We start from the raw sequence: 19,247 nt of genomic DNA, 5'->3' as shown, positions 1-19,247 counted from the left end.
AAGGGTTCGGGTCAGCTGCCGCTGAGCCAGCGGATGGCGGAAAGGCCGGGCATGAAGAAGTATTCGCCGCCGAGCAGGGTGTTGAAGGACTGGATGTTCCGCACCCGGCGGGGCGGGGTGCCGGGCACCGTGAAGTAGGCGCCCTTGTCCTGGAGCGAGATCATCGGGTCCTTCTCCTTGCCCAGGCCCATGAAGTTGCCGGAGCCGACCCATTCGCTCTGCAGGAACTCGACGTTGTCGATCGCGCGGGCGCCGAGGGCGATGAAGTCCAGGCCGCGCGGCTTGCCGTCGTCCTTCAGCCGGTCCGGGGGAAGCGGGGTGCCGTAGGAGGTGCCCCGCCGGATGATCCGGCGGATGTTGACGTCGGTGAGAACCGTCAGTTTCGTGTCGCGCGGGTTCATCCGGCGGATGTGGGAGCCCAGAGGGGTCCGCAGACCGCGCGGATCGGCGGAGTAGTCGAAGTCGTTGATCCGGTTCGGATCCTCGCCGATGGCCGGGTCGTCGCGCTCCGGGGCCAGGGCCAGCGGTGCGCCACTGCGCCAGCGCCCGACGAGCTTGGCGGCCAGCAGTTCGCGTTCGGCCTCGGTGCCGGCGTTGTCGTGCAGCCACTTGTTGAAGGCGGCGACGCGGGAGTGGTACTTACGGAAGACGACGTACGTGCCGTTGCGGCCCAGGACGTCCGGGGCCGGCACGGGCAGCGGGACACCCGTCTCGCTCGGGTAGCCGAGCAGGAACTCGCCCGCCTTGATCGGGCGGCCGTCGCCGGGCAGCGGTTCGGCGCCGCTGCCCTCGATCACCGGCTGGCTGAAGCCGTCCCGGTATCCGAAGACGTTGAACCCGTCGGCCGCGAAGTCCTGGTGCGACAGCAGCCGCACCCCCGGAACCTCGCCCAACTCCTTCTCTTAGGCGGCGACTTCTGTGCGCCAGTCGTCCTCGTTCGCGGCGTAGACCGTGACGGCGACGTGCACGCGCGGGGTGCCGAACGGGAACTCCCAGTGCTCCGGGGCGTTCACGCCGGTGTCCCGCAGCCGCTCGGCGCGGGCGGCCATGCCGGCACGGAAGTTGGCGGGGAAGGAGGCCAGTGACTCCTGCGGCACGCCGAGCGCCACCAGCCCCTGGTAGCTGAGGGCGAGGGCCAGCCAGGACGGCTGCGGCTCGTCCCAGCGGGCCGCCGAGGTCACCCGCGGGGCCAGCCGGCGCAGCAGCTCCCTGCCCCCTGCGGCCTCGGTGATCTCCAGGATCGCGTGGGTACCGAAGTAGGGCTCGGGCCGGGCCCGCAGCAGGGTCGCCTGGATGTCGTCGAGATCCAGCGTGGGCGGGCGGCGCAGACGCCGGAGCAGCGGAGAAGGCATGGCGCGCCTGCCGTCAGTTGAGGTCGGACAGGAACCGCTGCACGACGGCCTCCTGCCGCTTGAGCCGACCGGCCTCCGCGACGGTGAGGTCGGGGTGCGCGACGTACCACGCCTCCGCCGGGAGCTGGTGCTTGACGATGAACTCCTTCACGTCCGGCGAGGTGATGCCGGGCCATCCCTCGACGTTGCTGAACAGGTAGTCCATGAAGTCGGGGATCTTGGTGGCGAAGTCGTCGATGTAGGGGTCCCACTCGCCGTCGAAGGCAGTCGCGAACAGCAGCTTCGTGTCGTTCTCCAGGAACACGAACCGCATGTTGTGCAGCGTGCCGACCTGACCCGCGCCCGCCAGGTTCCCGCCGACCAGCTTGAAGAACTTCCGCAGCTGCTTCGCGCCGTCCGGCTTCAGCGGCAGGATGGTCGTCAGCTCGGACACCTCGCCGCTCTTGGCACCGATCCGGCCGGCCGTGGTGACGGCGTGCTGGGCCATCTCCTCCTTGTCGGCCAGAAGCTCGGCGATGCGCAACTTCAGCGCGATCTTCGCGTCCGCCAGCGCCGAGTCGACCTTCTCCCGGACGGCCTCGGGCAGCTTCTGGAACCTGGCCTGCAGATCGTTCTCACTCATGGCACTTCTCCTCGGGATCGGGCGCTCACACGGTCAGCCGGCGCGGAATTTCCCATTCGCGAGACAAGGGATGCCGTGGCGGCCTCCGAAGGTGACCACCTCCACTTACTGACCATCTCCACATAACTGATTAAAGCATCAGACGAGTAGTCCTGCCTGTCAACGAGCACCACCCGATCGGAGGCCCGGCACAGCGCCCAGCCACCCTGCGGGGAGGCTGGGCCGTGGCTGCCAGGCACGCGGTGACCTTCGCGTCGTCGGGCAGTTCGCCGTCGGGGTGATCACGTCGGCGACGACGGGCAGCAGGTGCGCCGACGCCGTTCAGGCGTGGTGGCTGGGGGACAGCCCGAGCCAACCGGGGGTAGGCGGTCCGGTGACTTCGCCGAAGTACAGAATCATGGTCTGGCGCCAGCGTTCGACGGTGGCGCGGTCTGCCATGAAGTCGACGAACTCGCGGGTGTGGGCGTTGGGGACATCCCAGATCCCCTCCCCGGTGGGGGTGACGTCGGTGCGTACGCCCCAGCCGTGCTGACCGGCGGCCTGCCATTCGGGTGTGAGCAGCCAGTTGAGGTAGAGCCTGGCGGCCGCGGGGTGTCGGGCGTTCTTGAACATGGCCGCGCGCTGGCCCCAGGCCAGGAAGGGGTGGTCACCTTGGGGGGTGACCCAGGTGGTGGTGTCCGCGCCGCCCGTCTCGGCGCCGGCCAGGCCGATCTGCTTGGTGCCGGCGTCGACCGCCTCGCCGGGGCTGTTGGTGCCGCGGTGGAAGACGATGTCCTGGTCGGCCAGGCGCTTGATCCAGTCCCAGCCGTACCGGTCGGCGTATGTCTTGTAGAGGAAGAGCGTGGCGTCGTCGTCCCCGGGATGGGAGGACAGGATCTGCCCCTTCCACCGGGAGTCCACGAGGTCTTCCGGGGTGGCCGGGCCGCCGCCGGGCCCGTGCATGTAGCTGAAGGCGAAGACCCCGATCGCGCACCAGTGACCGTCCGGGTCCTTGAACAGGTCATGGACCTGCTCGAAGCCGGCCGGCTTGTACGCCTCCAGCACACCGAGCGCCTTCCACCGGTCGAAGTCGAAGGACGTCTGCAGGTGCGTCACGTCCGGCACGAGCCGGCCCTCGTCCAGTTGCCGGTCGATGCGGACGTCGTGGTACTTGCTGTAGTCGACGATCATGTTGATGTCGATGTCGGGGAACGCCTGCCGGAAGCCGTCGGCCGTGTAGTCCTGCTGGTCCGGGACGTCACCGCCGGCGTAGACCGTCAGCGTGCCGCCCTCGGCCAGCGCGTCCACGTGCAGCTCGGCAAGGGACCTGCTCTCTTCACGGATCACGGCTTCTCTCCTCGGGGCGAACGTGTCCACGGGACGCGTACGAGACGGCCCACGCCGGTCCCTCGGCCGGTGCGGCGGACAGGATCCGGGCCGCTCGGTGATCACGCGAGGCCCTCGGTCAGGGGCTCCTCCAGCTTGTCGCACGGGACCGCTTCTGTCCTGCCGCGAGGTCCGCCCTGGTCACGCCCGTCTTCCCTGGCCCATCCCCCGGGGCGTCCTTGTCCGCAGCTCCGGCGGCTGTGCCGTCCGCTCACGCAGCGGACCGGCCAGGTGGCCCGGCGGAGTGCCAGACCCGCGTCCCGCCGTCGGGGCGAGGGCCTGCAGCCGGGCAGGCCCGGGCCGCGGGCCACCAGGCTCGACGGTTTCCCGCGGCATCGTCCATTGCGGGAAGTCGTGCGGGAGATGGCGCCACTGAACCCCGGTGCGGTCGACATACAAGATCGCGTCCATGATGTCGCGCGGGTCGTGCTCGGGCAGTCGGCCGAAGTGCGGAGCCGTGCGTCGGCGCTCCATTCGCCACGCGGACAGAACCGGCCCGAGCCGCCACACGACCCCTACGGATCCGGCTGACGGAACCGGCCGATCCCAGACTGATAGGCAAGCCCAGATCGGCCAGGTCCCTCGCGGTTCGTCACCGATCACGCCGATGTCGAGTGGGACGTCTCCGCTGCGGCCCAGGGCGCGCAGCAAGGGGCTCGCACAGGGTCTGCGTCTCCCACGACGCCTCGTCGGCCCACGAACGGCACAGGCTACGGTGCCGAAACCGGTGCGCCGTCACCCTGCGCCATCCCCTCAAGGAACCTGACGGCCTGTCAGTAAAGTCAGCGCAAGTCAGCATGGACATGCCTCCGGGTAGCCCGATCCGCCCGCACATCGGCGGCTGGTCCCGGGCATCTGGCGGACGTCGTGTTCTGCCGATTCCTGCCTGTGGTTCTGCCTGGAGACGGAAACGGCACCCTGCTTGGCTGTTCGGTGCGGGCGAGAACCCGGACCTCGCCGAGGCGGTCCGGTTGCGCGTCAGCGAGGTCGTTGCCCGTACGACGAGCCGTCCGGCCTTGCCGGGCGCCGGCCCGTCTTCCGGGTGGGTGCAGCGTCCTGTTCCCGCCCGCGGCAGCCCCGGAGTCACTTCCCCTGAGCGGAGAGAAATTGAGCGTGGTGTTGACGACCGCCTCCGTGCCGGACCAGGACAAGGTCGCGTACTGGAACGACGCGGTGAGCAGGACGCTGGTGCCGATGGAGGTCGCCCCTCGGGGTGACGGGCCGTTCGACGGCCGGATCGCCACCGACCGTCTCGGGTATCTCCAGGTCTCCACCGTGGAGGCCGACGCCGAGCGGGTCAGCCGCACGCCGGCGCTTATCGCCAGGTCGTCCGAGGCGCTGGTTGCGGTCGCTGTCCAGATGTCCGGCACGGCCACCTTCTTCCAGGACGGCAGGCGGGCCGAGGTGCGTGAGGGTGACCTGGTGGTGTACGACACGACCCGGCCGTACTCCTTCGACTATCCGCAGCGGTTCGCCACGCACGTCTTCCAACTTCCGTGCCGCACACTGGGCGTGCCGAACAGCGACATCCGACAGGTCACGGGCAGGGCCATCGGCACCGGGGACGGCTTCGGCGCGATGCTGCTCCCGTTCCTCGACACCCTGGCCTCCTCCCCCGCCGACGGCTACCCGCCGGCCGTCGCGGACCGGCTGGCCGGCAATGTCGTCGAGCTGTTCGCCACCCTGGTCGCCGAACGGGCCCACCCGGGCGGCACGGACACGGACGCGCCGAGCCATCTGGTGCGGCGGGTCCGCGACCACATCAACCGGAACCTGAGCGACCCGGACCTGTCTCCGGAGCGCATCGCCCGGGCACAACGGATCTCCGTCCGGTACCTGCATCGGTTGTTCGAGGGCGAGGGGACCACGGTCGGCCAGCTCATCCGGCAACGGCGCCTGGAGGAGTGCGGCCGCGAACTGGGCCGCCGCGGCGGGACGGCCCCCACCGTGTCCGCCGTGGCCCAGCGGTGGGGCTTCGTCAGCCCGGCCCACTTCAGTCGGTCCTTCCGCGCCGCCTACGGCGTCTCCCCCCGTGAATGGCGCAACCTGCGTACCGCCCAGGAGGATCTCGGGGGAGCCCCGGCTGTCCCTTCGGCGCCCGGGACCGCCCCCGCGGACACCGCCGGTGTCCACGGTGCCGACCGGCACGGGGTGGGCCTCGCGCCGTCCAGCAGGTGAGGTCCTGCTCCCGCGGCCCCGTCCCTGCGGCGGCAGTGCCCGGCCCCGACAGTCGGCGCACGGCGTTCCGCCGCCCGAGCAGGGACCTGTGTGCCGAATCGCCTTTCCGCTTCAGCCTCTCTCGGCAGGAGACCGTGTGTGACCGACTTCGTCCCCTCGTCCCCTCGACCGGTCCTGGACCGCCCCACTCTGGCGTTCGTGTCCCAGCACACCTGCCCGCCGCCAGCGCACGACCAGGACCAGGAACGGGCCCGCCTGGTCCTCGCACGCCTCCAGGGCACGGACGCCCCCGCCCCTCGCGACGAGGAAGCCGTCTCCACGGAGTGGTTCGCCCTGCCGGGCGGGCCGACCGGCCACGTGCGGGTGCAGGTGGTCAGGCCTGCCGACAGCGTCGGCGAGATCCCCGTCGTGTTGTTCCTGCACGGTCTCGGCTGGGTTCTGGGCGACGCCGACACCCATGGACGTCTGGTGCGTGCGTTCGCCCTCGGCGCGGACGCGGCCGTGGTCTTCGTCGAGTTCGAGCGCGCCCCCGAGGCGCGGTATCCGGTCGCCGTCGAGCAGTGCTTCGCCGTCGCGAAGTGGGTCTGCGAGCGAGGCGGCGAAATCGGCCTGGACGGAAGCCGGATGGCCGCCGTGGGCGACTCGACGGGCGGCAACCTGGTGGCGGCACTGACCCTGCTCGCCAAGGAGCGCGGAGGGGTGCGGCTACTCCAGCAGGTGCTGCTCTGCCCGGTCACCGACGCGGGCCTCGACACTCCCTCGTACGAGGAGTTCGCCGACGGCTACTTCCTCGGCCGCGAGACCATGCGCTGGTTCTGGGACCAGTACCTGCCCGACGTACGACTCCGCAGCCAGGCCACCGCGTCGCCGCTGCGGGCATCCTTGGAACAGCTCACCGGGCTCCCGCCGGCGCTCGTGGTCACCAGCGAGGCCGACGTGGTGCGCGACGAGGGTGAGGCGTACGCGACAAAGCTACGGGCGGCCGGTGTACCGGTGGTGTCCATGCGGTACCACGGGACGATCCACGACTTCATGGTGCTCGATCCGCTCCGCGACACGGACGCCGCCCGCGCCGCCCTCGTCCAGGCTCTCGACACCGTGCACGTCGCCCTGCACCGGCACTGCGGCTGAGCCCGCCGCGCTCATTGCGCGGGGAGCGTGTCCAGGAGCTTCTGCGCGGTCCTCAGGTCCTTGCCGTCGATCGCGTCACCGAGGGCGACGGCCTGACGGAGACAGGAGCGGGCTTCCTCGGTTTCTCCCAGTTCGATCAGCGCCTCTCCCAGGTTCACGAACGTGCTGCCCTCGATGTGGGGAATGCCGATGCGGGTGGACAGGGCCAGAGCGTCGCGATAGTGGTCGGCCGCCTCGCGCCACCGCCGTGCTTCGGCGTAGCCGCGACCGAGTGCGCGAGTCGTGTTGGCGCGGTTCATGTCGGCGATGCGCCCGCGAACCGGGCAGTCGGGCATGTCCAGGAAGGCGATGACACGCTGGTGCTGGATCAGGGCTTCCTCGGCACGACCCAGCAGGCGCAGAGCGGTGCCGTGGGTGAACATGGCACCGAGCCAGCCCTCGCGGTCGTCGGTCTCTTCGTAGAGCCCGATCGCGGCGAGCGACGTGTCGGCCGCCTCCTGGACCTCGCCGAGCTCCGATTGGGCCCATGCCGCCAGCGTCAGTGCCGAGGCCTGTTGGGGAACGTTCTGGGCGAGTCGGGCGAAGCGCATCCCCTCGGTGGCCTGTTCGAGGGCCTCCCTGTACCGGGATTCGCAGGAGAGGGACCAGGAACGCATGTTGAGGTGAAAGGCCCGCATGTCGGGGTCGTCAAGCGCGGTGGCGGACACGACGGCCAAGCGGAACACCTCCGGCCAGTGGCCCCAGTGGACCCACAGGTTGACGAACCATTCCATGGCATGGGCGGTCTCCACGACCTGGGCGTGCTCACCCCGACGAGCGGCGCCGCGCAGCGCGGCCAGCCAGGAGGGGGCTTCGCTCTGCAGCCAGGCACGGGCCTCCTCGGCGCTCTCCAGCGGAACAAGCCCTTGCCAGGAGGGCGGCGGCGCCCCGTACTCGGGCTTGTACCAGCGGCCGGCGACGACCGCCGTCCCGAGGAGCCAGGTGCGCAAGCGGTCCTCGGCCGCCTCCCGCTCATCCGGTTCCTCCTCACGGAAGAGCCGAGCGCGGGCGAACAGCCGCAGCAGGTCGTGCACCTGGTAGCGGCCGGTGAAGGTGACCTGCAGCAGACCGGCCTCGACGAGTTCCTCCATCACCTCCTCGGCCTCGAAGACGTCGGTGGCCGCCAGTGCGGCGCCATAGGCGGCGGTCATGTCCGGGCCCGGGACCAGGCTCAGCAGCCGCAGCATCCGTGCGGCCTGGCCGGTCAGCTGGCGGTAGGACAGTTCGAAGGCCGCCTCCACCCGTACATCGCCGGCGGCGAGCGCGCCCAGTCGGCGTTCCTCGTCGGCCAGCCGCCGGACGAGGTGGTCGACGGTCCATCCGGAACGTACCGCCAGCCAGTTCCCCGCCACCCGCAGGGCCAGCGGCAGTCGCCCGCACAGCTCCGCCACCCGCGCCACGGCCCCGGCTTCCGCGTCCGCGCGCTCCCCGCCCAGGATCCGGCGCAGCAGCTCGACCGCCTCGTCCTGCGCCATCTCCGCCAGCGGGAGGCGTTCGACGTCGTCGAGGCCGGCCAAGGGGCGCCGACTGGTGACCAGCACCAGACTCCGCCCGCCCGCGGGCAGCAACGCACGGACCTGCCCCTCCTCGCGGGCGTTGTCCAGGACAACCAGGCACCGGCGGTCACCCAACAGCGCCCGTAGCAGCCCCGCTCGGCCCCGGTGATCCTCCTTTGCCAGCCGGCGGTCCGACACGCCGAGGGCCTTCAGCAGCTTCAGCAGCGCCTCGCCCGCGTCCACGGGGCCGTCCACCCCGTGCAGGTCCACCACGAAACAGCCGTCGGGAAACCTCTCCGCCAGATCCGCCGCCGCCTTCAGCGCCAGTGTCGTCTTACCGCACCCCGGAGGACCCGAGACGACCCACACCGACGCTCCTCCATCGGCCGGGGCGCGTTCGGCGGCCACCCGCAGGAGGGCCAGCTCCGGTTCGCGCCCCGTGAAGTCCCTCACCGATCGCGGCGGCACGACCGTTCCCGCCACCGCGACCGCGCGCGTCGGACGCGCCGCCCGCGCCGTGGTCAGCAGCGCCTCCCGCTCGTCGTCCGTGAGTCCGAGCCCTTCCGCAAGCGCCACCACCGTGCGCCGCTGCGGAACCAGGCTGCGCCCCCGCTCCATGTCACCGATGGCCCGGACACTCACCCCCGACGCCTCGGCCAGCTCCTCCATCGTCAGACGGCTTCGCTGCCGCAGGCCACGCAGAACGGCGCCGAAGGGCTCCTTCCCGTGCACAGACATGGCGTCCGCCGCCCGGGCGATGGAGGCGATCCCCTCCTCCCCCCGCGTCACCTCGGGCACGACCAGCGGCTCGGCGAGCTCATCGACGAGTACCCGGAGCTCGGAGCGGCCGGGGCGGGCTCGCTGGAGCCTTACGGTCATGCGCTGTTCCTCTCTCGATCAACTGCCCACGCGGACTTTCGCAGTCCGCGATTCTTGATCAGTCTGAGGAAACGACGACGTCGGCACATCGCATGAATCGTCCATTGCCATGACGCCACGTGTGATACGAAGCGGCTACTCTCCGCAGTCGCGGAGCCTCACCAGCCGGGTCAGCTCCGCACGCGAGGGGACATCCAGCTTGGTGAAGGCCCGACGCAGGTGCGAACTCACCGTGTGCGGCGAGAGGGAGAGCTGCTCGGCCGCCTGCCGGTTGGTCAGTCCTCGGGCCACGAGCCGTACCACCCGTGTCTCCGCCGGCGTCAACTCGGGCCACTCGCCGTCGCGTCGGGCCGGTGAGGGCCGACGGCGGACACCGACGGCCCGAAGGCGCCGGCGCAACCGTGCGACGTCCCGTTCGGCGCCCGCGCGCGTGTAGAGCGCGAGGGCCTTCTCGAAGTACGGCACCGCCTCGGCCTTGCGGGTGGCCGCCAGCTTGCGTCCGGCGTCCTCCAGTGCCGACGCCCAGGCCAGTACGCGAGGGCAGCCCTCGTACAGCCGGACGGCGCGTACGAGAGGGGCGAGGTCGTTGTCGAGGAGCCCCCGGGCGTGCGCGGCGGTAGCCGCGAGGAAGGTGAGTTCGGGATTGAGTGTGGCTCGTCGCTCGGCCTGGGCGACCGCCTGCGCGGCCCGTTCGAGCGCGCCCGCCCGCAGGGCCAGACGGACGAGCACGGGGGCGTCGGCGGGGTCGATCAGGCCGGCGTACGCGGGCCGGTCCTCGGCGGGCGACGTCATCACCTCGTCGAGTTCGGCCATGGCACGGTCGGGCCGGCCTTCGAAGTCGGCCGTCAGTGCCAGCATCCAGGAGCCGAAGTGCCGGACGACGGGTGCGTCGTCGCTGCGCATGCGCCTCGCCTCCGCCGCGTACGCCTGTGCGGTCCGCCGGTCGCCGGCGTGGAGGGCGACGCGCAGCATCACGTACCGGAGCGTGACGTCGGCGAGGTTGCCCGGGCCGGGATCGTCCTTCGCGGACGCGGCTTCGCAGTCGGCCCGGGCGTCCCCCAGCCGGCCGGCTTCCAGCAGGATGCGGGAGCGGGTCATCAGCCACATGCGGGTGGCGGCCGTCCGGCCCTGCTCCCCGGTGATCCGAATGCCCTCCTCCGCGACGGCGAGCGCTTCCGCGGTGCGTCCGGTGGTGTTCGACAGGAGGGCGTGCCACAAGGCCTCCGGAACCCACAGCGAGGTGCTGACGCCCAGGGCGTCGGCCAGCGCGGCGGACCGCTCGGCCTGCCGGAACGCCTCGGTCAGGTCCATGCGGTGGAAACTCACGGCCGAGCGGACCGTCGTCAGGGTGGCCTCGGCGCTGCGGTCCCCCGCTGCCGCCGCGGTCTCCCACGCCTCCGCGGCGACCTGTTCGGCCGCCGCGTGCTCGCCCGACATCGACAGGCCGACGGCGAGCATGGCGAGCAGTCGTCCCCGTGTGGTCACGGAGATCCCGGGCAGTACCGCTCCGGCGCGGGCCTGACGGACCGCCTCGGAGAAGTCGAACGGTACGGTGAGGCGTGCCAGGGCGAGGCGTACGAGCGCCTCGTCCTCGGGTCCGAGACCGTCGGCCGCCAGGGCGGAGGCGCCCAGCTCACGCGCCTCCGCGGCCCGGCCCGTCTGCCAGAGCAGCGGGATCGTCTCAGCGATGATCCGCGGCCGCTCCGTAGCGTCAGCTCCCACGAGTTCCAGGGCCTTGAGGCTGCGCTCCGCAGCGGGTCCTGGTGCGGTGGCGGCGAGTTCCGCCGCTTCGGTGCGGAGCCGGTCGGCCTCCGCGGCATCAGCCGGTGCTGTCCCCGGCGGCAGCCCGGCGGCCTGGCGGCGCAGGGCCTGACGCAGGGGCAGGGGGAGGCCGGCTTCCACCGCCTCGCGGATCAGGTCGTGGCGGAAGGCGAGGCGATCACCGCTCTCGGCGAGCAGATCGGCGTCGAGGGATTCCCGTACGGCTGTGATGAGCGCAGCCGAGGACCTGCCGAGCAGTTCGGCGAGCAGCCCGACGGTGACCGTGCCGCCCACGGCGGCCGCGGTCTGCACCAGCTCCCGCGCCTCGTCGGACAGCTGGTCGAGGCGGCGCACGACAGAGGGGAGTTCTCGTGGTGCGGGGGGTCCTGCCGACAGCCTGGCCGTGCCGTTCTCGATCGTCACCACCTCCTCGCGCAGCGAGCCGAGCAGCTCGACCAGCAGCTGGGGGACCCCCTCGGCCCGGTGGGCGAGACGGAGGACGCCGGTGTCGGGAGGGGCGCCCAGAACGTCCTCGGTGATCCGCGCGACCGCCCGGTCCTCCAGCGCACCGAGGACCAGCTCGCGTGCGCCCGCCTGACGGATCCGGTCCAGGGTGGTGCGCACCCCGGACGGCACGCTGCCGGCACGCACGGCGACCAGCCACAGGATCGGGTGCGACGAGAGTCCCGCCGCGAGGGTGTGGAAGGTGAGGAGGGTCAGGTCGTCGCACCACTGGAGGTCGTCGAGGACGATGAGCAGGGGTCCGTTCCGGGCCGCCTCCCGCAGGCGGTCTCCCAGCTCCTGGAGCAGCCAGAACCGCTGGCCGGGTGTGGTGGCGAGGTTCCGGAGGCGTTGGGTGCCCGACAGCGGCTCCTTGCCGGAGAGCACGCCTTCGAGGAGCGGGCCGAGCGGTACGAACTGTTCGTCGGGGTCCGCCGCCCCTTCGAACACCCGCGTTCCGCGCCGCCGTGCGGCCGCCGCGGCCTCGGCGAGGATCCTGGACCTGCCGATGCCGGCGGGACCCTCGACGCGGACGATCCCGCCTTCGCCCCGGCCGAGCGCGTCGAGCCGCTCCTCGATGAACGCCAGTTCGACGTCCCTGCCTCGGAGGGGTGTCCGTATGCCGTCGAGCTCCTCGGGCACGGTCCTTGTCGTCACTCTGTTCACGTTCATACGGCGGAACAGTATGAACCAGTGAACCACCCCGGCGTCGCCCGGCTCGGGGGCCCGTCTCAGTCGAAGCGCAGGTCGGCGAGTTGCCGTTCGAGGACGGTGACGTCGCGCGGCGGACCCGGCCGGGCGGGCCGCCGGTGTACTCGTCTCCGCCCGAGCCCCAGTCCTCGGAGGCCGCGAACACGGGGGTCACGTCCCCGACGATGAAGATGCCGAACTGCGCGGGGGTCTGCGCTCCCGGGCTCGTCCGGTTCCCTCGCCGGGGAACCGTGGGGCCGGGGTGACGCCGGCGGATCCGGCGTCGCCCCGGCGGGTCGACGGTGGGGGCGTCACTTCGCGAGGAAGGCGAGGAGGGCGGTGTTGACCTCCTCGGCGTGAGTCCACAGCAGACCGTGCGGGGCACCCTCGATCTCGACGTAGTCGGCCGACGGGAGCGCCTTGTGGAAGGGGCGCGCGGTGCCCTCGGCCGGGAGAATGCGGTCGGCGGTGCCGTGCAGGATCAGGGCCGGCACGTCGACGGCGGGGATGTCGGCGCGGAAGTCGGTGTACCAGGTGGCCGGGGCGGCGGAGGCGGCGAAGGAGCCGCCACGGGCTGCGGTGTCCCAGCTGTTGCGGACGGCTTCCTCGCTGATCCGGGTCCCCAGGTTCTCGTCGAGGTTGTAGAAGTCGTTGAAGAAGGCGGTGTAGTAGGCGTACCGGTCGGCCTTCACGGCGGCGACGACTCCGTCGAAGAAGTCCTTCGGGGCGACGCCGCCCGGGTTGTCGTCGCTCTTGAGCAGGCACGGCTCCAGGGAGGCCAGGAAGGCGACCTTGGCGACGCGGCCGGAGCCGTACGTGGCCACGTAGCGGGCGACCTCGCCGGTGCCCATGGAGAAGCCGACAAGGACGGCGTCCTTCAGGTCGAGGGTCTCCATCACCGTGTTCAGGTCCGCGGCGAAGGTGTCGTAGTCGTAGCCGGTGGTCGGCTGGGAGGACTGCCCGAAGCCGCGGCGGTCGTACGTGATCACCCGGTAGCCGGCGTCGAGCAGTGCGGCGCTCTGGCGCTCCCAGGAGTGGCCGTCGAGCGGAAAGCCGTGGATGAGGACGACGGGCTGCCCGGCGCCCTGGTCCTCGAAGTACAGCTCGATGGGGGTGGTGTTCTCCTGGCCCACGGTGATGTACGGCATGGGGGTTCCCTCGATTCGAGTGGACGGGTCCGCGCGTCGGGGCGGCGCGGTGTGCCCTTCACGCTAGGACCGGCCCCTCGCCTCCTGTTGCCGCACCGCGCACCACACCTTGCGCGGGGGCGCACGGTTCGCTCAGTCGGCGGTGGCCGTTCCTGCGTCGTCCTCCGCGAGGACGATCCGGGCCAGGTGAACCCTGGAACGCACCCCGAGCTTGCGGAAGATCGACGCCAGATGGGTGTTGACCGTGTGCGGGGACACGACGAGGGCCTCCGCGGCCGACCGGTTGGTGTGACCCGCGGCGATCAACCGGGCCACCTTGCGTTCCGAGGCCGTGAGCGCCTCCCAGCCCTGGTCGGTGCGCGGCCGGAGGCGTCCGGTGCGCCGGCCGGGGCGGCTCGTGGCCCGTTCCGGTTCGGCCCGTACCCGTTCGGCCTCGGCGTCGGCCCCGGCCTGGGCGTAGAGGTCGTGCGCCCTGGTCAGGGCGGGTGTCGCGGCGGGGTCGCCCGAGGCCAGCAGCGCGCGCCCGAGGTCGGCGGACGCGGCGGCGAGGGGCAGCGGCCGGGGGCCGGTCAGGAGGATGTCCACCGCCCGCTGCAGAAGTCCGTGGTCGGCGTTCACCAGGGCGGACGCGTGGGCGGCCGTCCCCTGGGCGGTCGGCACGGCGGGGTTGCGGGCGGCGTGTGCGACGGCCTGGGCAGCGAGGTCCTCGGCCAGTTCCCGGTCCCCGCCGCGCAGGGCGATCCGCACGGCCTGGACGACATGAGGGCGCAGGAGCCGCCACCGGAGGAAGGGGTGATCGCGCTGCACCGAGCGGACGCGTTCGGCCGCTGCCGCGTGGTCGCCGTCGGCGTCGGCGACCACGGCCTCGAAGTACCGGTGCGCGGCGTGGTTGCCCGTGTTCGGCCGGTCGGCCACGGCCGCCCGCACGACGTCCAGGTGTTCCCGCGCGGCCTCGCGGTCGCCGCGCAGCATCGCGAGGAGGCCTCGGTTGACACGGATGTTGACCAGGTTGCCGGGCACGTGGAGATCCGCTTCGAGACGCTCGGCGGTGACGAAGTCGGCGTCCGCGTCGTCGAGCCGCCCCAGCCCCATGTTGAGGGTTCCCTGGGCCCAGATCAGCATGGCGGGGCGGAGGGGAACGTCGCCCGCCGAACGGAGCAGTCGCCGTACGGCATCGAAGTCGTCCATGTGGATCAGGGCGACGGCCTCCTCGGGAAGGAAGGCCGAGTCGAACACGCTCAGCGCCGTGTGGTGCTCGACGGCGGCAGCACAGTCACCCGCGTTGAGGGCGATCTCTCCGAGACCCCACAGCGCGAGGACGCGCGCCTCCCGGTCACCAGCCCGCTCCGCCTCGGCGAGCGCCCGTTCCCCGGTCTCGCGAGCGGCCCCGAGGTCGCTCCCCCGCGACCGGGCCAGAGCCTGCCGGGCGGTCAGCCGGGCGCGGATCGCCGGGTCGGTGACGGCTGCCAGCGCCGTCGTCGTGCGGCGGGCCAGCTCGTGGACGTCGTCGAGGTGCCAGAGCGCGTTGCCGAGTACGGACTGCAGACGGGCGAAGACTTCCAGGGGAGGCTGGCGGGCGAGCAGGGTGTCGCCGGTGTCCCGTGCCTGCGTGTACCGGCCCGCGCGGGTCAGCGCGACGATGGCCCCCTCTCCCACGTCGTACGCCATGGCTGCGCGGGGCGGTACGAGTTCCAGGGCGCGTACGGCCAGGTCGGCGGCGAGGTCGGGCATCACGGCGATCACGTCCTCGGCGGCTGTGCGGAGCAGGCCGATCGCCTCCGTGTCGCCGGGTTCGGCGCTCTTCAGCAGATGCGGGACCGCGTCGCCGGAACTCCGGCCCGTCGCGACGAGCCGGCTCGCGGCCTCCCGGTGCAGCGCCCGGCGTACGGAGGGGGCAAGGTCGGCGTACACCGCCTGGCGGAGCAGGTCATGGCGGAACAGAAGGCGCTCGCCGTCGTCGTGGAGGAGAGCGGAGGCGATCGCCTCGTCCACTTCGGCGCTCAGTCCGGAGGCGGGCCGGCCGCACAGGGCGGCGGCGTCGGCGAGCGAGAACGCGCGGCCGAGGACCGAGCCGATCCGCAGGAAGTGCAGGGTGTCCGGCCGGAGGCCGGCCAGTCGTCCGCGTACGCCGAGGACCAGCCGCTCGGGCGGTTCCGGCCCGTCCACACCCGTCGACCTGATGCCCGAGAGCATCTCGGCCGCGAGGAAGGGGTTGCCGCCCGCCCCGTCGAGGAGCCCCTCGACCTGCGCCGGCACGTCCCCGCCGAGGACGTCGCGTGCCAGCTCGGCCAGGGCCGTCTCGGACAGCGGCCGCAGGGGGAGGGTCGTCGTCAGCGGCCCCTGCCACAGCTCCGGGTACTCCCTGCTCGTGAGCAGCCAGAGGACCGGGGAGCTGAGCAGCCGTGCCGGCAGGACGCTCAAGGCGAAACGACTGAGCGGGTCGGCCCATTGGACGTCGTCGACCGCGATCAGTACCGGCGTGCCCGCCGAGCGTTCCTCGATCAGCTGGGCCAGTCGTTCGATGAGCCAGATGCGCTGGTCGTGGTGGCCGGCGAGGTCCGCGAAGTCCGTGCTGGAGAGCAGCGGCGGGTCACCGTGCAGGAGGCCCGAGGCCAGGGAGGCGAGCGGCGCCAGTTCGTGCAGTTCCTCGGCGCGTCCGTGGCTGACGAGGAACCCCTGGGCCCGTGCGAGCGAGACGGCCTCCTGGAGTAGCGCAGTCTTCCCGATACCAGGCTCGCCCAGGAGCAGCGCGATCGTTCCCCCCTCGCCGTCGCGCACCGCCTCGACCAGGGCGCGCAGCCGTTCCAGCTCGCGTTCACGGCCCCGCAGCCCGGGGCGGCTCAGTCCCGTCGACACGTTCCGCTCATCGGGCCGGTCGGGGCTCATCCCTTGACCGATCCGGCGAGCAGCCCCCGTGCGAAGTGCTTCCGGAGGGAGAAGAAGACGAGCAGCGGGACGAGCGCGGCGACGAAGGCTCCCGCGGTGAGCCGCTGCCACTCATTGCCGTAGGTCCCGGCCAGACTGGCCAGTCTGACCGTCATCGGCGCGGTCTCGGCCGTTCCGCCCGACAGTGTCAGTGCCACGAGGAGGTCGTTCCACACCCAGATGAACTGGATGACGGCAAAGCTGACCAGGGCCGGACGGGCCAGCGGCAGCACGATCCGGAGCACCAGCGTCCCGTGCGACGCGCCGTCGACGCGGGCGGCCTCGATCACGTCCCGGGGCAGCCCCGCCAGGAAGTTGTGCAGGAGGAACACCGCGAACGGCATCGCGAAGACGGTGTGGGCGAACCAGAGCTGACCGAACCGCGCCGGGCCGGTGAGGTGCCACGCGGGCAGGAACAGCCAGCCCTGGGAGAACAGCTTCAGGAGCGGGACCAGCGCCATCTGGAGCGGCACGACCTGGAGCGCGAAGATGCCGACGACGAGCGCGTCGCGCCCCCTGAAGTCGATCCAGGCCAGGGCGTACGCCGCGAAGAAGGCCAGGACGAGCGGGAACAGAACCGAGGGCACGGTGATGACGACGGAGTTGACGAAGTGCTCCGCGAGCCGCCCCGAGCCGTTGCCGCCGCCGGACAGCACCTCGCCGTAGTTGTCGAGCGTGAGGTACGGCGTACCGAACACGGTCCACCAGCCCGTCGTCTTGATCTCCTCCTCGGGGCGGAACGAGGAGAACAGGAGACCCAGGGTCGGTGTCGTCCAAAGGACCGCGATCACCACGGCGATCGACGTGACGGCGCGGGAGGCCAGACGCTCCCGGACGCCGCTCACCCCGTCCTCCGCCGCGCCCGGACCTGGTGGGCGACGAAGGGGGTGACGAGGAGGAAGAGAAGCACGGCGAGCGCCGCGCCGCGGCCCGTCTCACCGTAGCGGAAGGCCTGGTCGTACATGGCGTGGGCGATGACGCCCGTGTCGAACTGTCCGCCGGTCATGGTCTTGACGATGTCGAAGGCCTTGAAGGTGCCGATCGCCTGGGCGAGGAGGACGACGAGCAGCGTGGGCCTGATCGACGGCAGGGTGATCCGCCGGAAGATCTGGCCGGGGGACGCACCGTCGAGCCGGGCGGCCTCGGTCAGCTCCCCGGGTACGGCTCTGATCGCGCCGGCCAGCAGGACGGCCGCGAAGCCCGTCTGTGTCCACACCATCGCCACGATGAGGAACAGGACGTTCCAGGGAGAGTCCACGAGCCATTGCCTCGGTTCGCCGCCGAACGCGACGACGAGCTGGTTCAGCAGTCCGATCTGCCCGGCTTCCGCGGGACGGTAGGCGTAGACGAACTTCCAGACGACACCCGCGCCGACGAAGGAGATCGCCATCGGCAGGAGCACCAGGGACAGCGCGAACGTTCTGAACCGCGACCGTGCGACGGCCGCCGCGTAGAGCAGCCCGACCGCGGTGGACGTCAGCGGCACGAGGACCACCCAGGCCAGGGTGTTGCGCAGCGCCACAAGCGCCCGGTGGTCGGTGAACATCCACTCGTAGTTGTCGAAGCCGGCCCACGTGTCTCCCCCGCTGTCGGTGAACGACAGCGCCAGTGTGCGCAGACCGGGCAGGAGGAGACCGACCGTGAGCAGCAACAGCGCCGGGGCAAGCAGGACGAGGGCCGCGGCCCTCCTCCGTACCGGCCCCCGGTGCAGTGCGAGCAGGATCAGGGAGACCACCGCCGCGAAGGCGGCGACGCCCTGGAGCAGGAACAGCAGTTTGGGCTGCTGGGCGACGGCGTCGAACGACATCAGTGACTCGGCCAGGACCGTTCGATCGAGTCGGCGACCTGCCGGGTGCTCGTGCCGCCGATCCAGTCGACCGCTCCCTTCCAGAACGTCCCGGCGCCGACCGACGCCGGCATCAGGTCCGAACCGTCGAACCTGAACTGGGTCCTGGGGTCCTGGAGCAGTTGGATCGAGAGACTGTCGACCGGGGTCGCGGCGTTCGCCGGATCGACGCCCTTGTTCGCCGAGACGAACGGGCCCTTCCTCATCCGCGCGTTCGCGAAGTCGGCGGAGGCCAGGTACTCCTGGAACGCCCGCACCTCGGGGCGGTCGGCGAATGCCGCGGTGAACACTCCACCGCCCAGGACGGGGCGGCCGGCCGGGTCGGCTCCCGGCAGGAGGAAGGCGTAGACGTCCTTGTCCGGTCCGATCTCGGTGCCCTTCGGCCACATGTCGGCGTAGAACGAGGCCTGGCGGTGCATCGCGCAGTCGCCGGTGAGGACGGGGGTGCCGGCCTCCTGGAAGGAGATCGACGCCATCGACCGGGCCGGGCCGAAACCGCCGTTGGCGTACCGGTCGTTCTTGAGGACGGAGCCCACGGTGTCCATGGCCTGGATCACCCGCGGGTCGTTGAACGGGATCTCGTGGGCGACCCATCGGTCGTAGACGTCCGTACCCTGCTGACGCAGCAGGACGTCCTCGATCCAGTCCGTCACGGGCCAGCCGGTCGCCTCGGCGGACTCGATGCCCGCGCACCACGGCTTGACGCCCGACGCCGCGACCTTCTCGGTGACGGCCATCAGCTCGGTCCACGTGCGGGGAACGCTCAGTCCCTTGTCACGGAAGAACTTCGGGGAGTACCAGACGAACGACTTCACGTTGGCGACCAGCGGAGTGCCGTAGAGGGTGCCGTCCACGGTCGCGTAGCCGTTCCAGTCCGCCGACCAGCCCTGCTTCGTGAGAGCGGCGACGTCGGCGCTCACGGGCTTGAGCTTCCCCGCCCGCGCGAAGCGTGCCATGAGTCCGGGCTGGGGGAAGAACGCCACGTCCGGGGCGCTCCCGCCGTCGACCCGGAGCTGGATCTGAGCCTCGAACTCCCCGTCGCCCTCGTACTGGACGTCGATTCCCGTGCAGTCGGCGAAGTCCGCCCACGTCTCTTCGAACAGGTCGGCTTCCCGGTCCCGGTTCTCCGCGTACACGGTGACCTCGGTGCCGGGATGCTTGCCGTAACGGGCGTACGGTGCACAGTCCGCGGCGATGTGCGACGGCGAACCGCTGTTCTGCGGGGTGCCGCAGGCGGTGGCGGTGACGGCGAGGGTGATGACGGCGAGCGCGAGCCTCGCGCCGAACCTCATGGTGTGCTTCCTCCGATCGCCC

13 protein-coding genes and 1 pseudogene are annotated in these 19,247 nt (G+C 71.5%); 2 read left to right on the top strand and 12 right to left on the bottom strand.

What is annotated here, in order from left to right:
• Positions 1 to 11 precede the first annotated feature (11 nt).
• The 5 genes and pseudogenes from ACIGW2_RS08115 to ACIGW2_RS08095 all read right to left on the bottom strand — a co-directional run.
• Positions 12 to 893, bottom strand: coding sequence for a Dyp-type peroxidase (locus ACIGW2_RS08115; RefSeq protein WP_399842004.1), 882 nt, complete (start codon positions 891 to 893; stop codon positions 12 to 14).
• 9 nt (positions 894 to 902) lie between these two features.
• Positions 903 to 1,352, bottom strand: a complete 450-nt coding sequence (locus tag ACIGW2_RS08110) for a hypothetical protein (RefSeq protein ID WP_399842001.1) — start codon at positions 1,350 to 1,352, stop codon at positions 903 to 905.
• 13 nt (positions 1,353 to 1,365) lie between these two features.
• Complete coding sequence (locus ACIGW2_RS08105; RefSeq protein WP_391652162.1) at positions 1,366 to 1,974, bottom strand: hypothetical protein; 609 nt, start codon at positions 1,972 to 1,974, stop codon at positions 1,366 to 1,368.
• A gap of 321 nt (positions 1,975 to 2,295) precedes the next feature.
• Complete coding sequence (locus ACIGW2_RS08100; RefSeq protein WP_399841998.1) at positions 2,296 to 3,300, bottom strand: ABC transporter substrate-binding protein; 1,005 nt, start codon at positions 3,298 to 3,300, stop codon at positions 2,296 to 2,298.
• A gap of 378 nt (positions 3,301 to 3,678) precedes the next feature.
• Positions 3,679 to 3,849: pseudogene (locus tag ACIGW2_RS08095) on the bottom strand (transposase); the annotation flags it as partial.
• A gap of 597 nt (positions 3,850 to 4,446) precedes the next feature.
• On the opposite strand from ACIGW2_RS08095, the gene ACIGW2_RS08090 reads away from it, so the two are divergent.
• Together ACIGW2_RS08090 and ACIGW2_RS08085 are read left to right on the top strand one after the other, a co-directional pair.
• On the top strand, positions 4,447 to 5,517 hold the full coding sequence (locus ACIGW2_RS08090) for a helix-turn-helix domain-containing protein (RefSeq protein ID WP_399841995.1): 1,071 nt from the start codon (positions 4,447 to 4,449) through the stop codon (positions 5,515 to 5,517).
• Positions 5,518 to 5,715: 198 nt separating this feature from the next.
• Positions 5,716 to 6,648: an alpha/beta hydrolase gene (locus ACIGW2_RS08085; RefSeq protein WP_399841993.1), complete on the top strand. Its 933-nt coding sequence runs from the start codon at positions 5,716 to 5,718 to the stop codon at positions 6,646 to 6,648.
• An 11-nt stretch (positions 6,649 to 6,659) separates the two neighbouring features.
• Here the strand turns inward: ACIGW2_RS08085 and ACIGW2_RS08080 are convergent, their stop codons facing one another.
• The 7 genes from ACIGW2_RS08080 to ACIGW2_RS08050 all read right to left on the bottom strand — a co-directional run bounded on the left by ACIGW2_RS08080 (position 6,660) and on the right by ACIGW2_RS08050 (position 19,225).
• On the bottom strand, positions 6,660 to 9,062 hold the full coding sequence (locus tag ACIGW2_RS08080) for an ATP-binding protein (protein WP_391652166.1): 2,403 nt from the start codon (positions 9,060 to 9,062) through the stop codon (positions 6,660 to 6,662).
• Between the two features lie 135 nt (positions 9,063 to 9,197).
• On the bottom strand, positions 9,198 to 11,996 hold the full coding sequence (locus ACIGW2_RS08075) for an AAA family ATPase (RefSeq protein WP_399841992.1): 2,799 nt from the start codon (positions 11,994 to 11,996) through the stop codon (positions 9,198 to 9,200).
• Positions 11,997 to 12,325: 329 nt separating this feature from the next.
• Positions 12,326 to 13,162, bottom strand: a complete 837-nt coding sequence (locus ACIGW2_RS08070) for an alpha/beta fold hydrolase (protein WP_399841990.1) — start codon at positions 13,160 to 13,162, stop codon at positions 12,326 to 12,328.
• Between the two features lie 132 nt (positions 13,163 to 13,294).
• Positions 13,295 to 16,048 (bottom strand): AAA family ATPase, encoded by a 2,754-nt coding sequence (locus ACIGW2_RS08065; protein ID WP_399841989.1) that lies wholly within the window; start codon positions 16,046 to 16,048, stop codon positions 13,295 to 13,297.
• Entirely contained in the window at positions 16,045 to 16,932 is an 888-nt protein-coding gene (locus ACIGW2_RS08060) for a carbohydrate ABC transporter permease (protein ID WP_399841986.1), read from the bottom strand. Before ACIGW2_RS08060 ends, ACIGW2_RS08065 begins: the two co-directional genes overlap by 4 nt.
• Positions 16,929 to 17,894 (bottom strand): carbohydrate ABC transporter permease, encoded by a 966-nt coding sequence (locus tag ACIGW2_RS08055; protein ID WP_391652171.1) that lies wholly within the window; start codon positions 17,892 to 17,894, stop codon positions 16,929 to 16,931. Before ACIGW2_RS08055 ends, ACIGW2_RS08060 begins: the two co-directional genes overlap by 4 nt.
• Positions 17,894 to 19,225, bottom strand: a complete 1,332-nt coding sequence (locus ACIGW2_RS08050; protein ID WP_399841983.1) for an ABC transporter substrate-binding protein — start codon at positions 19,223 to 19,225, stop codon at positions 17,894 to 17,896. The genes ACIGW2_RS08055 and ACIGW2_RS08050 overlap by 1 nt, the downstream gene beginning before the upstream one ends.
• Positions 19,226 to 19,247 lie beyond the last annotated feature (22 nt).

Source organism: Streptomyces sp. NPDC053541 (assembly GCF_044544705.1).
Lineage (GTDB): Bacteria > Actinomycetota > Actinomycetes > Streptomycetales > Streptomycetaceae > Streptomyces.
This window is presented reverse-complemented; position numbering and strand designations above follow the sequence as displayed.